The following is a 12,198-nucleotide window of genomic DNA, read 5'->3' on the forward strand; positions in this document are numbered from 1 at the left end:
GACAGAACAGGAATGGGGGCGGGGGGTCAAGGCAAATGGGTTTGATGGGGAGAGGAAGGCCCCCCACCTAGCCTCCCCCTGGTAGGGGGAGGGATCTGCCGGTGGTTGGGGGGGGGGACAGTTGCGGTTGAGTTAGGCAACGGCCTGATTGTTGGTTGCGCGGCGCTTTTCGACGGCTTCGGCGAGGGCATTGAGCGTGGTGACCGTTGTGTCCCAATCGATGCAGCCGTCGGTGATGGACTGGCCGTAGGTCAGTTCCTGGCCGGGGACGAGGTCCTGGCGGCCGGCCACGAGGTTGGATTCGATCATGACGCCGATGATGCGCTTGTCGCCGGCGGCGAGCTGGGTGCCGATATCGGCGAGAACCAGTGGCTGGTTTTGCGGGTTTTTCGAGGAATTGGCGTGGCTGGCGTCGACCATGATAGCGGGGTTGAGGCCGGCCTTGGTTGCGGCTTGGGCTGCGGCTTCGACGCTCGCTGCGTCGTAGTTCGTGGTTTTGCCGCCGCGGAGGATGATGTGGCAGTCCTCGTTACCGGTGGTGGCGGCGATGGCCGAGCGGCCATCCTTGGTGACGGCGAGGAAATGATGCGGGTGTGAGGCGGAGAGGACGGCGTCGAGGGCGATCTTGACGTTGCCATCAGTGCCGTTCTTGAAGCCGACGGGGCAGGAAAGGCCGGAGGCCAGTTCGCGGTGGATCTGCGACTCGGTGGTGCGGGCGCCGATGGCGGCCCAGGACACGAGGTCGGCAATGTATTGCGGCGTCGTCATGTCGAGGAATTCGCAGGCGGCGGGGAGGCCGAGATTGGCAACGTCGAGCAGCAGGGTGCGGGCGGTGTGCAACCCTTGGGTGATGTTGAAGCTGCCGTCGAGATCGGGGTCGTTGATGAGACCCTTCCAGCCCACGGTGGTGCGGGGCTTCTCGAAGTAGACGCGCATGATGATTTCTAGGCGATCGCCAAGGGTTTCGCGCAGGGCGACGAGGCGGTTGGCATAGACCATGGCCGCCTTGGGATCGTGGATGGAGCAGGGGCCGACGATGACGGCGAGGCGATCATCTTTGCCTGCCAGAATATTATGGAAATCGTGGCGGGCGGCGATGACGGTGCGGGTCGCGGCGTCAGTGCGCGGATGCTGGCGCATGACCTCGATGGGCGTGGTCAGCGGTTTTATTTCGGTGATGCGGAGGTCGTCGGTCGATTTGAGCATTTTGGTGGTCCTCGGAGTTCTTAGTCGAGGGGCCAACAAAAAAGCCGCCTCGGGATTCGGGCGGCTGGCTTGCGATTTGGGTCTGGTCTTGTCGGGATCAGGACACGCGCGCGATAGCCTCCGCCGGGAGCGGATAGCTAAAATACCAAAAAAAGGTCGCTGCGTTGATCATGGCGAGGAAGCTAGCCGAGGAGTCGGAGCTTGTCGAGTCCAGACTTTAGGAGGGGGTCAACCACCCGCACCCTGATAGTTTCGGAGGCACCAGCGCCAGTGGGCCATGGCGATGAGGGTCACCAGAGGTCCGGAGAGCAGGGCTGCGGCGGAGGCCCAATCTCCCAATAATGGCACGGGTTTGCCAAGCGTTGCGGCGACGGGGACATAGGCCATGAAGGCCAGCGGCGCGAAGGTGAGCATGAGGATCTGCAGGGGCAGAGGGAAGATGTTGAGCGGGTAGCGGGCCAGTTCCCAGAAGCCGAAGAAGATCTGGTAGAGGTGATTGGATTTGACCCAGACGAGCGCAGTGGCGCCGATCATGGTCATGGTGGCAGCGACGATCATGGCGGCGCTGACGAGGTAGCCGAGGAAGAGCAAGCCGGACTGGATGGTCCAGGTGACGTCCACCTGGGTGAGTGACCAGCCCATGAGGCCGAGGGCCAGGACGATGTGGCCGGCATAGCCGATATTGAGGCCGGAAAAGACGACATAGGTCCAGGTGCTGATGGGTTTTACCAGGATCGCGTCCATCGTGCCCATGCGCACCTTTTCCTCCATTTCGCGGAATTGCACGAAGCTCAGCGAGGCGCCGAGGGAATAGGCGAGGAGGTGGAAGGAGAGCAGCAGGGCGATTTCCGGCCAGACCCAGCCGCCCAGCGAGCCGAAGCGGGCGAGGATAAGGGAAATGGCCGTGTACATCGAGCCGTAGGCAGCGAACTGGGATAGCCAGCCCAAGACCATGGCACCGGGATATTCGGTCTTGCTCCTGATGAAGGTGTGGACGAGGGCGGGGATGACGACGTGGAGACGAGCCATGTCAGCCTCCCTGCACGATGAGGCGGTGGCGGGCCTTGGCCCAGAGCCAGAGCAGGACAGCCAGCAGGACAGCGAACCAGACGATGCCGATGATGAAGGCGGTCAGCGCCTGGGAAGGATCGAGCTGTCCGATATAGATGGCCGCGGGATAATAGGAGACCCAGGCGAAGGGCAGGTTGCCGGCGATGGTGGCGAGCCAGTCGGGGAAGAACCAGAGCGGGACGATGCCCCCGGCAAACAGGATCATGATGCTGTTGAAGAACCAATCGAGGGAATCGGCGGTCATCAGCCAGAAGGCGGCGAGGCCGAGGATCGTTGTCAGCAGGAACAGCATGCCGAAGGAGAGGGCCCAGAAGGCGAGGAAGGCGAGGCCGTGAAAGAGGCTCGCCGGGGGCACGAGGCCGACGGTGAAGCCTATGATGATGGCGACCGGCACCGTGACCGTAAGCAAGTCGAACAGGAAGTTGCCGGTGTGACTGGCCAGCATATAGGCCGGATAGAGCAGGGGCTTGAGCAGGTACACGGCGATGTCGCCTGACTTTACTGCAGTGCCGACATCGCGCAGGAGGCGCGAATAGTCCCAATAGAGAACCGGGCCGGCGAGCAGGGCATAGGTGATCATTTGCGGCAGGGTGACGCCATCGACGCTATCCGAGGCCACGGTGCTGAAGACCGATGTCCAGATGGCGATGCGGGCGAACATGAAAACCAGTTCGCCGAAGACGCCCGACCAGACCTGATTGCGATAGGCGAGGCGCGACTGGAAGGCGGTGGCGGTGAAGGCAGGATAGGCGGCGAGCTTCATGGCACGGCTCCCGCCTGGACCTTGTTTTGATAGAAGGTGCGGATCACTTCCTCGATGTCGGGCTCTTCGAGTTTTACGTCTTTCAGGTCGTGGCCTGAGCCGAGTTCGGTGAGGACATCGAGGATGGATGTCTGTTCGCTGTCGAGCAGGAAGTGCTTTGCGGCGCCTTCGTCGGCGACGAGTTGGGCGGTCTTGAGCGCGATCGGGCCGGGATCGCTGCCGAATTCGAGTTTCAGTCGACGGCGGGAGCCGAGGGCGGTGCGCAGGTGTTTCAGTTCGCCGTCGAAGAGCAGCTTGCCGTCGTCGACCATGATGAGGCGGGGGCAGATTTCCTCGATGTCGACGAGGTCGTGGGTGGTGAGGATGATGGTGGTGCCGCGGTCGCGATTGACCTCGGCGAGGAATTTTCTGACCACGTCCTTGGCGACGACATCGAGGCCGATGGTGGGTTCGTCGAGGAACAGAATTTTGGGATCGTGCAGCAGCGCCATGGCGATTTCGGCGCGCATGCGCTGGCCAAGGCTCAATTGGCGCACGGGGCGGTCGATATAGCTCGACATGTCGAGCATGGTGGTGAGGCGGGCGAGGTTTTCGGTAAAGCGCGGCGCCGGGATGTCGTAGATATGGCGGTTGAGGTCAAAACTGTCGCGCACCGGCAGGTCCCACCAGAGCTGGCTGCGCTGGCCGAAGACGACGCCGATTTCGGCGGCATTGGTGATACGATTGTTGTGGGGTTCGCGGCCGAGCACCTCCACTGTGCCGGAAGACGGCACCAGAATGCCGGTCATCATCTTGATCATGGTCGACTTGCCGGCACCATTGGGGCCGAGATAGCCGACGGCCTCGCCGGACTCGATCTTGAATGAGATGCCATCGACGGCGCGGACTTCGGTAAATTCGCGCGAGAAGAGGCTGCGGATGGCGCCGCCGAAACCGGCGTGGCGCTTGGGCTGGCGGAAGATTTTTTCGACGCCGGATGCCGCGATGATAGCCATGTTTCCCCTCCCAGAGGCAGGGAAGCTAAACGATTCTTGGGGCGAGGGAAGGGGATAGAAAGAAATGGCCCGCGGGGTGCCGCGGGCCGGGGGCGCTACATGCGCACTTTGGCGGTGTCACCCATTTCCGGCTTGGCGCCGGTGGCGGCAGCAACGAGCATTTTGGCAGTGGCGACCACCATATTGGGGCTATCCCAGACTTCACCATCTTCCGGGGTGACGCGGAGGAGGCGGATCTGCGGATCGTTGGCGTCGTCCCACCAGGCCTTGTCGAATTTCTCCCAGAGTTCCTCGATCTTGGCGCGGTCATTGAGGACTTCGGCTTCACCGGCGATGACAGCGTATTTGTGGCCGCCATTGTCGGCCCAGGCCAGGGAGACGTGGGGAAAGTGCTCGATCTCTTGGAGTTTGTGGCCTTCAAGATCGGTGAGGAAATAAATGGCGTTTTCCTCGCGGCGGACGCGGGCGGACATGGGGCGGCTGCGCTGCTGCTTGCCGTCCCAGGTGGTCAGCATGCAGATGTCGATCTTCTCGGCCAGCTCCCAGATGCGGTCGATCGCTTCGCCGGGCGGGAGGATGTGATTGTTTTCTTCGGTCATGGTTCGGCTCCTTATTGGGTGGGAGACGAACGGGTGGGGGCCGGGGAGGTTGCGGCGATGTGACAGTGGGGCGATCACATCGGAGGGTTCAGCCGGCCATATTGAATTGTTGCAGGTGGAGGATGGTGACTTCGCCGTCCCATTCCGGCCAGTGCTTGCGGTGGAGGTCGACGAAGCGTTCGGTCCAGCGGACGATTTCGGCTTCGGTTTCGAGCTCATAGACGGCGTAGCCGCCGACCATTTCCTTGGCTTCGGCGAAGGGGCCGTCGGTGATCATCTGGCCCTTTTGCGTGGTGACGGTGCCGGCTAGGGCCATGCCGCCGGTTTCGGTCATTTTTGCACCGGCTTCCATGCCGAGCTGCATGATGGCCTGCATGAGTTCGACTGGCGGATGAATGGCGGTTTCGGGATTGAGGGTTTTCACCATGGTGAGGAATTTCATCGGACGCTCCGGGTTGGGGTTTGCTTACACGACGAATGAGGTGGGGGGATTTCGACGAGGTCCACCCGCTTTCTTCCTTCTCCCTTGTGGGAGAAGGTGCCCGAAGGGTCACCGAATTTGCGGCGCGAATTCGGTTGGGATGAGGGGTATTCTTGCGGTGTCGTCACTCGCTCCTCTGCGGAGGAGAGGATACCCCTCACCCTGGAAATTTGCTGAACGCAAATTTCCTGTCCCTCTCCCACAAGGGGCGAGGGAAGGGGCGGTGAGTGTGGCTAAGTGCGGTTAAAATGGTCGTAGACCAATTGGGCCATGGCTTTGGAGATGCTCGGGACGGACTCGAGGTCCATAAGGCTTGCTCTCGCTACGGCCTTTGCTGAGCCGAAGTGGTTTAGCAGGGCGCGTTTTCTTGTGGGGCCGATGCCTTCGATTTCGTCGAGGGGGTTTTTTACCACGTCCTTCTTGCGTTTGGCGCGGTGGGTGCCGATGGCGAAGCGGTGGGCTTCGTCGCGGAGGCGCTGGACGTAGTAAAGGACCGGGTCGCGGTGGGGGAGCATGAAGGCGTCGCGGCCCTCTATGTGGAATTTTTCGCGGCCGGCGTCGCGGTCTTCGCCCTTGGCGATGCCGATGAAGGTGACTTCCTTGGGGAGGTTCAGTTCGGCGATGACTTCTTTTACGGCATTGAGCTGGCCGGCGCCGCCGTCGATGAAGACCACGTCGGGCCAATCGGGCATGCCGGTCTGTTCGTCTTCGGCATCGGTCTCGCTTTCGGTGGCGAGGCGGGTGAAGCGGCGCGTCAGGACTTCGCGCATCATGCCGAAATCGTCGCCGGCGGAGATGTCGGATTTGATGTTGAAGGTGCGGTAGTGCTTTTTGGAAAAGCCTTCTTCGCCTGCCACGATCATGGCGCCAACCATATTGGTGCCCGAGATGTGGGAGTTGTCATAGACTTCGATGCGACGCGGGGTTTCTTCGAGCCCAAAAATTTCGCCGACGCCTTCGAGGAGGGCGCGATGGGAGGCGCCTTCGGCGAGCTGGCGGCCGAGGGCTTCGCGGGCGTTTTGGAGGGCGTGGTTGACGAGGTCGCGCTTTTCGCCGCGCTGGGGTGTTTCAACGCGAACCTTGTAGCCGGCGCGGGTGCGGAGCGCTTCTTCGAGCACTTCGGGCTCGGACATTTCGTGGCTGAGGAGCACCAGGCGCGGCGGGGTGCGGTCTTCGTAGAACTGGCCGATGAAGGCTTCGAGCACTTCGGCGTCGGAGAGGCTGTCGTCGGCCTTGGGCCGGAAGGCGTGGTTGCCCCAGTTCTGGAAGGCGCGGAAGAAGAAGACCTGCACGCAGAACTGGCCGCCTTCGTGATGGATGGCGAAGACGTCGGCTTCCTCGACGGATTTTGCGGTGGCGTCGCCCTGCGACTGGATCAGGGCGAGGGCCGAGAGACGATCGCGCAGCAGGGCAGCGCGCTCGAAATCGAGGTTTTCGGCGGCGTCGGCCATGTCCTTTTGCAGGTGGTCACGCACCGTTTGGGATTTGCCGGTGAGGAAGAGGCGGGCGTCTTCGACGAGCTCGCCATAGGCTTCCAAGCTGGTTTCGCGGGTGCAGGGGCCGGCGCAGCGTTTTATTTGATATTGCAGGCAAGGCCTTGTTCTGGCGGCGTAAAAGCTGTCGGAGCAGTTGCGCAGCAGGAACGCCTTTTGGAGGCTCGCGATGGTGCGGCTGACGGCGACGGCAGAGGCGAAGGGCCCAAAATAATGGCCGGGGCGGCGGCGGCTGCCGCGGTGTTTGGTCAGTTCCGGTGCTTCGTGATCGGTGGCGATCAGGATGTAGGGAAAGCTCTTGTCGTCGCGGAGCAGGACGTTGAAGCGCGGCTTCAGGCGCTTGATGAGATTGGCTTCGAGGAGCAGCGCCTCGGCTTCGGTCTCGGTGCGGACGAACTCCATGGAGACCGTGGCCATGATCATGCGCTGGATGCGCACGGAGAGGCCTTCGGGGCGGGTGTAATTGGTGACACGCGATTTTAGGCTGCGCGCCTTGCCGACATAGATGACCTCGCCGTTTTCATCGAGCATACGATAGACGCCCGGTGCCGAGGGCAGGGTGCGGACGAAGTTCTTGATGACTTCGGGGCCGGAGGGCGGGGGAGTGGGCGTGTCGGTCATTTTCGGGGCGTCGGGCCGCGGCGGCTGGGATAGTCGAGGTGTTTGCCGCCATCGAGGGCGAGCATCTGGCCGGTAAAGGACGGCATGGAGAGAATGGCAAGGACGGCCTGGCCGATGGCGTCGGGATCGGCGTGGCGCTTCAGCGGGAGGGTTTTCACGCTTTGCTCAAAATCTTCCTCGCTCTGGCCATTGTGCGGCAGGACGGGGCCGGGGCCGATGGCGTTGACGCGAATGGCGGGCGCGAGGGATTGGGCCATGGTCTGGGTGGCGGTCCAGAGCACGGATTTTGACAAGGTGTAGCTGAAATAGGCCGGGCTGGGCTTGAGGACCCGTTCGTCGATCATGTTGATGATGTTTCCCTCGATGCCGGCGGGGAGCTGGGCGGCAAAATCACGCGAGAGAAATATGGGAGCTTCGGCGTGGATCGAAAAGTGCTCGTCCCACAGCTCTTCGTTCACATCGCTGATACTGTCGGGGTGAAAGACCGAGGCATTGTTGACGAGCACGGTTAGTGGGCCGAAGGGTTTTTGCGCCTTGGCGATGAGGCTGGCCCGATCGGCGCGGCTGCCGAGATCGGCCTGGACGGTGGCGGCGCGGTGGCCCGCGATCGTGAGCGCGTCGACGAGCGTGCGGGCGCCGTTTTCATCCGAGCGGTAGTGGATGATGACGGCGTGGCCGGCAGCGGCGAGGGCGCGTGCGATGGCAGCGCCAATGCGGGTGCTGGCGCCGGTGACGAGGGCTATGCCGGGCTGGTCGGGATAGATTCGGGGCGTTTCGGACATCGGGCGGACAATAGGCCGGATTGGCCGCTTCCTTCAATCGTGGCGTGGGCAGGCGAGCGAAGCGCAAAGGCTTCTTCGGGCTCAGTTATCTCAAATGAAATGACAGAACGCGGCAGTAGCTTTGTGCTTTCCCTGCATCGCTAGGAGAGTTAACGTTTCCAGACACGGAAGTTGGAGCTTCCGTGCAAAACGAGGGGGACTACCATGGAAGTCTTAGTGCCTTTATTGGTGCAATTGATCGCTGGCGGTGCCGGCGGCAATGTCATCGGACAATTGGCCAAGAACCTCAATCTCGGGACCACCGGCAATTCTATTGTCGGTGCAATCGGGGGCCTTGCCGGCACGTGGCTGGCCGGCATGATTCCCGGCCTCGACACGCTGGTGGGTGCAGCCGCCGGCACGGGAGGCCTGGATATCGGTGCATTGGCGGGACAGGGCGCGACCGGCCTTGTCGGCGGTGGCGTGCTGACGGCAATCGCCGGCATCATCAAGTCCGCGATGGCCAAGAGCTGAGGCCGAAGACATTTCGGCTGAAGCTCGACCTGGCTACTTTCCTGCTATAGCGTTCCGGCGCCCCGCGAGGCCCATATTTGCGAGGCGCCACACTTTTCCCTCCGGTGACCATGTTCTCCCCTCTTGAACCACGCGCGGATAATCTGGGCCGCGCGATTGCCCTTACCCTCACCACCATTGCGGTATTCGGCGTTCAGGACGCGGTCGCCAAGCTTCTGGTGCAGGCGCATTCGCCGTTCCAGATCACCATGATGCGCTATTGGGGTTTTGCGGTCTTCGCGCTCATCATCGTGATGCGGCAGGGACCGTTGCGCGAGGCACTGCGTTCGAAAATGCCGAAGCGGCAAATCCTGCGCGGCGTGTTGCTGATGGTTGATATCTGGTGCTTTGCCATAGCGTTGCAGACGGTGCCGCTGGGGGAATTGCAGGCCATCGTCATCATCTATCCGCTGCTGGTGACGGTTTTTGCCATTCCAATTCTGGGAGAGAAGGTCGGCATTTTCCGTTTTGCGGCGGTGGGCGCGGGGCTTTTGGGCGCCTTGATCATCCTGCGGCCGGGTGGCGTGCCGCTCGAATGGGGTGTGGCGTTTGCCATCGCCTCCGCGGCCTCCTATGCCCTCTATATCGTGCTTACACGCCAGGTTTCGCGCAGCGACAGCGCTGCGACGAGCCTTGCCTATGGCGCGTTGGTGGGGCTGGTGATGTCGAGCGGGGTCGGCATCTTCTTCTGGCAACCTATGCCGTGGACCGATTTTGCGCTTGTTGTCGTGACTATGCTCACCACCTGCGCCGGGCATGGGCTGATGGTCTATGCGCTGACCATGGCGCCGGCCAGCGTGTTGCAACCGTTCAATTATTTCTCGCTGCCCTGGGCCATCGTGCTCAGCATCGTGGTCTTCGGACAGTGGATCGATCCGATCTCTCTGGTGGGCGCCGCCGTTATCGTCGTGGCCGGCCTGGTGGTGATGGCGCGGGAGCGGCGGAAACGCATTCCGGCCGTAGCGGTTGCGCCCGTGGGCGAGGAATAGGCGGCCCTTGCAGGCTCGCCCTCGAATGGGCATGTGAAGCGCTGGAATAGGGAGGTCTCACCATGTGGCTGCAAATCGCCTTGGTCTTGTTGCTGATCGGTGGCGGCTGGACGCTGCTGACGCGCGGAAAAGTGACCAAGGAGCGCGAGGCGCTGACCTTGCGGCGCGTGGATGCCTATATCGAGACCATAAGGCGCGAGCCGCGCAATCCTGAGCTTGTGGCGATGAGCGACAGCGAATTGCGCGATCTGCTGCATGTCGGCGCGCGGAATTTTCGCGCGGCGAGCCAGAAGCGCGGCTGGTTTCTGCTCGGTGTGGGTGCGGTGACGCTGTTTTCGGCAATCGTGATTGCCAGCCAGGACGGGTGGCGCGGCTTCGGAATCGTCGCGGTGGTGGGCGCCATTGTCGCCTATGGGCTGAATGAATTTCTCGTGCGCAAGGCGCGGGCGCCGCTGGAGCGATATGGCGTCGATGTCGAGCGGCTGACGGTGGAATAGAAAACGCACCGGGCGGGGACCCGGTGCGTCTTGTTTGCGTGATTGCCGGAATTAGCTGCCGGCGCAGAAGTAGCCGTTGGGGCCGTTGAAGCAGAAGCTGGCGCCCGGACGGGTCGGGTAGGGCGTCGGGTAAGGACGCGGCGGCCAGGGCTGCGGGTTCCAGTGGGGCGGACGCGGGGGACGCGGATTCCAGTGCGGCGGGCGCGGCGGAGGAGCCGGCTCGTACCAGTCGTCATCCCAGCCACCACCGCTCGAGAGGTAGTTGGAAGACACCCAGCCATCGGGACCGCGCTTCTGGATGAAGCACCAGCTACCGCGGCAGTATTGGACATCGACCTGTTCGCCGCGGCGCAGCGCGTCGACCACGGCATAGCCGGTGCCCGGACCCGAGCGCACATTGACATTGCTGGTCGCTACGGCTGGCGCTGCGGAGGCCGCTGCGGTGGTTGCCAGCACTGCCAGGGTGGCAAGCGCGGAAGTGATCAGCTTGCGATTAAGAGCCATGGGAGTTCTCCTTTCCCTGTCGTTGGCTTGTTTTTGCCTGGATCCACTAAAGCGCATCGTGGATGAACCCAGACTGAACAAAGCCTTCAGACATTGAATCAGGAAATGCGCGAAGCTTCAGTGCGTTGCTTTGGCGTCGCCGACGACGTTCAAAACTGCAGGAGATCGGTGAAGCGACGTAGAATCTGGCCAAAGCGCTTGCGGTGTTTTGGCTTGAGTTCGCCGAGGAGCGCTTCTTCAAGCTGGGCCCAGTGATCGGCAAGGCTATTGCGGATGCGAATACCGCGCTCGGTGAGAGCAACGCCCGGAACAAGTTCCGGGCCGACGGCGCGGCGGTCGATGAGGTCGCGATCGATGAGTCTGATAAGGCGAGGTTCGAGCATTTCGAACGGCAGGCCAAGAGTCTCTGCCAGTTCCTGCTCGGTCGTGCCCGAACGTCCCAGTTCGAAGAGCAGGGCGTCGTCGCCCGGTTCGAGTCCGCGTTCCTTGAGCGGCACGAGCAAAGCCTTATGCGCCAATTGCCCAGCTGCGATCAGCTGATAGAGCGAGGAATTGGGTGAAGGTTTGGCCATGAGCGGGAAAATAGTCCGAACTCCGGTTGCGCGTCGATGACGCATCTATCCTATCGTTAATCACGCAACGACCAAGCCCCGTTATTGTTCACTGATTGCAGATGAGTTATGCGTCGATTGGTGGTGTTCAGCGGTGCAATACCGTTTGTATGATTCCCGCCAATGGAGGCCAATTTGCAGGATCTTGCCCGCATTCGCGCATTCGTGCAGGTCTTTGATGCCGGTGGATTTTCTTCCGCTGCTCGGTTGCATGGCCGCTCCAAGGCGCTGCTCAGCAAATATGTGACCGACCTGGAGGACTATCTCGGCGTGCGGTTGATGAATCGCACCACGCGAAAACTGAGCCTGACCGAAGCGGGGGAGGCCTACTATCGCGAGGCTTCGTCGCTGTTGCAGCAGCTTGACGATCTCGATGCGACGATTACCGACCAGACGGCCGAGCCGCGCGGCATGCTGCGGGTTTCGGCGCCGCGCAATTTTGGCGAGTCGACACTGGCGCCGGCGATCTTTGAATATCTCAAGAAGTATCCGAAGGTGACGCTCGATCTCAGGCTCGAGGATCGCTATGTCGATCTCGTCGATGAGGGGATCGACGTGGCGCTGCGGATTTCGACGCTGGCGGACTCCTCGCTGATCGCGCGAAAAATTGCCGATATGCATGTGGTGGTGGGGGCGTCGCCGGAGCTGATCAAGACGATCGGCGCGCCGCAGCATCCTGACGATCTCCGGCATTTGCCCTGCATCATCGACGTCAATCTGCAGGGCCAATCGAACTGGCGCTTCGTCGAGAACGATAAGACCATTTCCGTGCCGGTGAACGGGCCGTTGCGGGTGAATTCGCCGCTGGCGGCGCGCAAGGCGGCGGCCATGGGTCTCGGTTTTGTCGTATTGCCGTCCTATCTCGCTGACCCGCTGGTGGCGAGTGGCGAACTCGTGCCGGTGCTGCCTGGCTTTCTGCCGACGGGGCAGACGCTGCAGGCGGTCTATCCGCACCGGCGGCATCTGGCCGGCAAGGTGCGGGCACTGATCGACCATCTGGTGGACTGGTTCGCAGTGCACCCGATCAACTGACG

14 protein-coding genes are annotated in these 12,198 nt (G+C 62.1%); 4 read left to right on the forward strand and 10 right to left on the reverse strand.

Annotation, left to right across the window (positions count from 1 at the left end; translation table 11 throughout):
• Positions 1–132 precede the first annotated feature (132 nt).
• The 8 genes from J7557_RS01320 to J7557_RS01355 all read right to left on the reverse strand — a co-directional run bounded on the left by J7557_RS01320 (position 133) and on the right by J7557_RS01355 (position 8,011).
• Complete coding sequence (locus J7557_RS01320) at positions 133–1,206, reverse strand: 3-deoxy-7-phosphoheptulonate synthase (protein WP_291416578.1); 1,074 nt, start codon at positions 1,204–1,206, stop codon at positions 133–135.
• A 228-nt stretch (positions 1,207–1,434) separates the two neighbouring features.
• Positions 1,435–2,235 (reverse strand): ABC-2 family transporter protein, encoded by an 801-nt coding sequence (locus tag J7557_RS01325; RefSeq protein WP_291416580.1) that lies wholly within the window; start codon positions 2,233–2,235, stop codon positions 1,435–1,437.
• 1 nt (position 2,236) lies between these two features.
• On the reverse strand, positions 2,237–3,040 hold the full coding sequence (locus J7557_RS01330; protein ID WP_291416583.1) for an ABC-2 family transporter protein: 804 nt from the start codon (positions 3,038–3,040) through the stop codon (positions 2,237–2,239).
• Positions 3,037–4,035 carry an ATP-binding cassette domain-containing protein gene (locus J7557_RS01335; RefSeq protein WP_291416584.1) on the reverse strand — a complete coding sequence of 333 codons (999 nt, stop codon included), beginning with the start codon at positions 4,033–4,035 and terminating at the stop codon, positions 3,037–3,039. Before J7557_RS01335 ends, J7557_RS01330 begins: the two co-directional genes overlap by 4 nt.
• Positions 4,036–4,130: 95 nt before the next feature.
• Positions 4,131–4,634 (reverse strand): pyridoxamine 5'-phosphate oxidase family protein, encoded by a 504-nt coding sequence (locus tag J7557_RS01340; RefSeq protein ID WP_291416586.1) that lies wholly within the window; start codon positions 4,632–4,634, stop codon positions 4,131–4,133.
• A gap of 88 nt (positions 4,635–4,722) precedes the next feature.
• Positions 4,723–5,076 carry a YciI family protein gene (locus J7557_RS01345; RefSeq protein ID WP_291416588.1) on the reverse strand — a complete coding sequence of 118 codons (354 nt, stop codon included), beginning with the start codon at positions 5,074–5,076 and terminating at the stop codon, positions 4,723–4,725.
• Between the two features lie 272 nt (positions 5,077–5,348).
• Positions 5,349–7,229 carry an excinuclease ABC subunit UvrC gene (gene uvrC / locus J7557_RS01350; RefSeq protein ID WP_291416590.1) on the reverse strand — a complete coding sequence of 627 codons (1,881 nt, stop codon included), beginning with the start codon at positions 7,227–7,229 and terminating at the stop codon, positions 5,349–5,351.
• Complete coding sequence (locus J7557_RS01355) at positions 7,226–8,011, reverse strand: SDR family oxidoreductase (RefSeq protein WP_291416592.1); 786 nt, start codon at positions 8,009–8,011, stop codon at positions 7,226–7,228. Before J7557_RS01355 ends, uvrC begins: the two co-directional genes overlap by 4 nt.
• A gap of 204 nt (positions 8,012–8,215) precedes the next feature.
• Here J7557_RS01355 and J7557_RS01360 point away from each other — a divergent pair, with 204 nt between their 5' ends.
• The 3 genes from J7557_RS01360 (at position 8,216) to J7557_RS01370 (ending at position 10,049) form a co-directional block, all read left to right on the forward strand.
• Positions 8,216–8,524, forward strand: coding sequence for a hypothetical protein (locus J7557_RS01360; protein ID WP_291416593.1), 309 nt, complete (start codon positions 8,216–8,218; stop codon positions 8,522–8,524).
• A 110-nt stretch (positions 8,525–8,634) separates the two neighbouring features.
• On the forward strand, positions 8,635–9,552 hold the full coding sequence (locus J7557_RS01365; protein ID WP_291416595.1) for a DMT family transporter: 918 nt from the start codon (positions 8,635–8,637) through the stop codon (positions 9,550–9,552).
• 62 nt (positions 9,553–9,614) lie between these two features.
• Entirely contained in the window at positions 9,615–10,049 is a 435-nt protein-coding gene (locus tag J7557_RS01370) for a hypothetical protein (RefSeq protein ID WP_291416597.1), read from the forward strand.
• 51 nt (positions 10,050–10,100) lie between these two features.
• Here the strand turns inward: J7557_RS01370 and J7557_RS01375 are convergent, their stop codons facing one another.
• Both J7557_RS01375 and J7557_RS01380 read right to left on the reverse strand, forming a co-directional pair.
• Positions 10,101–10,553, reverse strand: coding sequence for an SH3 domain-containing protein (locus J7557_RS01375; RefSeq protein WP_051960406.1), 453 nt, complete (start codon positions 10,551–10,553; stop codon positions 10,101–10,103).
• 149 nt (positions 10,554–10,702) lie between these two features.
• Positions 10,703–11,125, reverse strand: a complete 423-nt coding sequence (locus tag J7557_RS01380; protein ID WP_291416601.1) for a hypothetical protein — start codon at positions 11,123–11,125, stop codon at positions 10,703–10,705.
• A gap of 174 nt (positions 11,126–11,299) precedes the next feature.
• Here J7557_RS01380 and J7557_RS01385 point away from each other — a divergent pair, with 174 nt between their 5' ends.
• A complete protein-coding gene (locus J7557_RS01385; protein WP_291416602.1) occupies positions 11,300–12,196 on the forward strand; it encodes a LysR family transcriptional regulator in 897 nt (298 codons plus the stop codon).
• Positions 12,197–12,198: the final 2 nt, after the last annotated feature.

It is taken from the genome of Devosia sp., assembly GCF_017744655.1.
Lineage (GTDB): Bacteria > Pseudomonadota > Alphaproteobacteria > Rhizobiales > Devosiaceae > Devosia.

What these genes read in the sequence shown, in the direction of transcription:
- J7557_RS01320 (WP_291416578.1), bottom strand. Translation starts at nt 1,206, where the DNA reads ATGCTCAAATCGACCGACGACCTCCGCATCACCGAAATAAAACCGCTG.
- J7557_RS01325 (WP_291416580.1), bottom strand. Translation starts at nt 2,235, where the DNA reads ATGGCTCGTCTCCACGTCGTCATCCCCGCCCTCGTCCACACCTTCATC.
- J7557_RS01330 (WP_291416583.1), bottom strand. Translation starts at nt 3,040, where the DNA reads ATGAAGCTCGCCGCCTATCCTGCCTTCACCGCCACCGCCTTCCAGTCG.
- J7557_RS01335 (WP_291416584.1), bottom strand. Translation starts at nt 4,035, where the DNA reads ATGGCTATCATCGCGGCATCCGGCGTCGAAAAAATCTTCCGCCAGCCC.
- J7557_RS01340 (WP_291416586.1), bottom strand. Translation starts at nt 4,634, where the DNA reads ATGACCGAAGAAAACAATCACATCCTCCCGCCCGGCGAAGCGATCGAC.
- J7557_RS01345 (WP_291416588.1), bottom strand. Translation starts at nt 5,076, where the DNA reads ATGAAATTCCTCACCATGGTGAAAACCCTCAATCCCGAAACCGCCATT.
- uvrC (WP_291416590.1), bottom strand. Translation starts at nt 7,229, where the DNA reads ATGACCGACACGCCCACTCCCCCGCCCTCCGGCCCCGAAGTCATCAAG.
- J7557_RS01355 (WP_291416592.1), bottom strand. Translation starts at nt 8,011, where the DNA reads ATGTCCGAAACGCCCCGAATCTATCCCGACCAGCCCGGCATAGCCCTC.
- J7557_RS01360 (WP_291416593.1), top strand. Translation starts at nt 8,216, where the DNA reads ATGGAAGTCTTAGTGCCTTTATTGGTGCAATTGATCGCTGGCGGTGCC.
- J7557_RS01365 (WP_291416595.1), top strand. Translation starts at nt 8,635, where the DNA reads ATGTTCTCCCCTCTTGAACCACGCGCGGATAATCTGGGCCGCGCGATT.
- J7557_RS01370 (WP_291416597.1), top strand. Translation starts at nt 9,615, where the DNA reads ATGTGGCTGCAAATCGCCTTGGTCTTGTTGCTGATCGGTGGCGGCTGG.
- J7557_RS01375 (WP_051960406.1), bottom strand. Translation starts at nt 10,553, where the DNA reads ATGGCTCTTAATCGCAAGCTGATCACTTCCGCGCTTGCCACCCTGGCA.
- J7557_RS01380 (WP_291416601.1), bottom strand. Translation starts at nt 11,125, where the DNA reads ATGGCCAAACCTTCACCCAATTCCTCGCTCTATCAGCTGATCGCAGCT.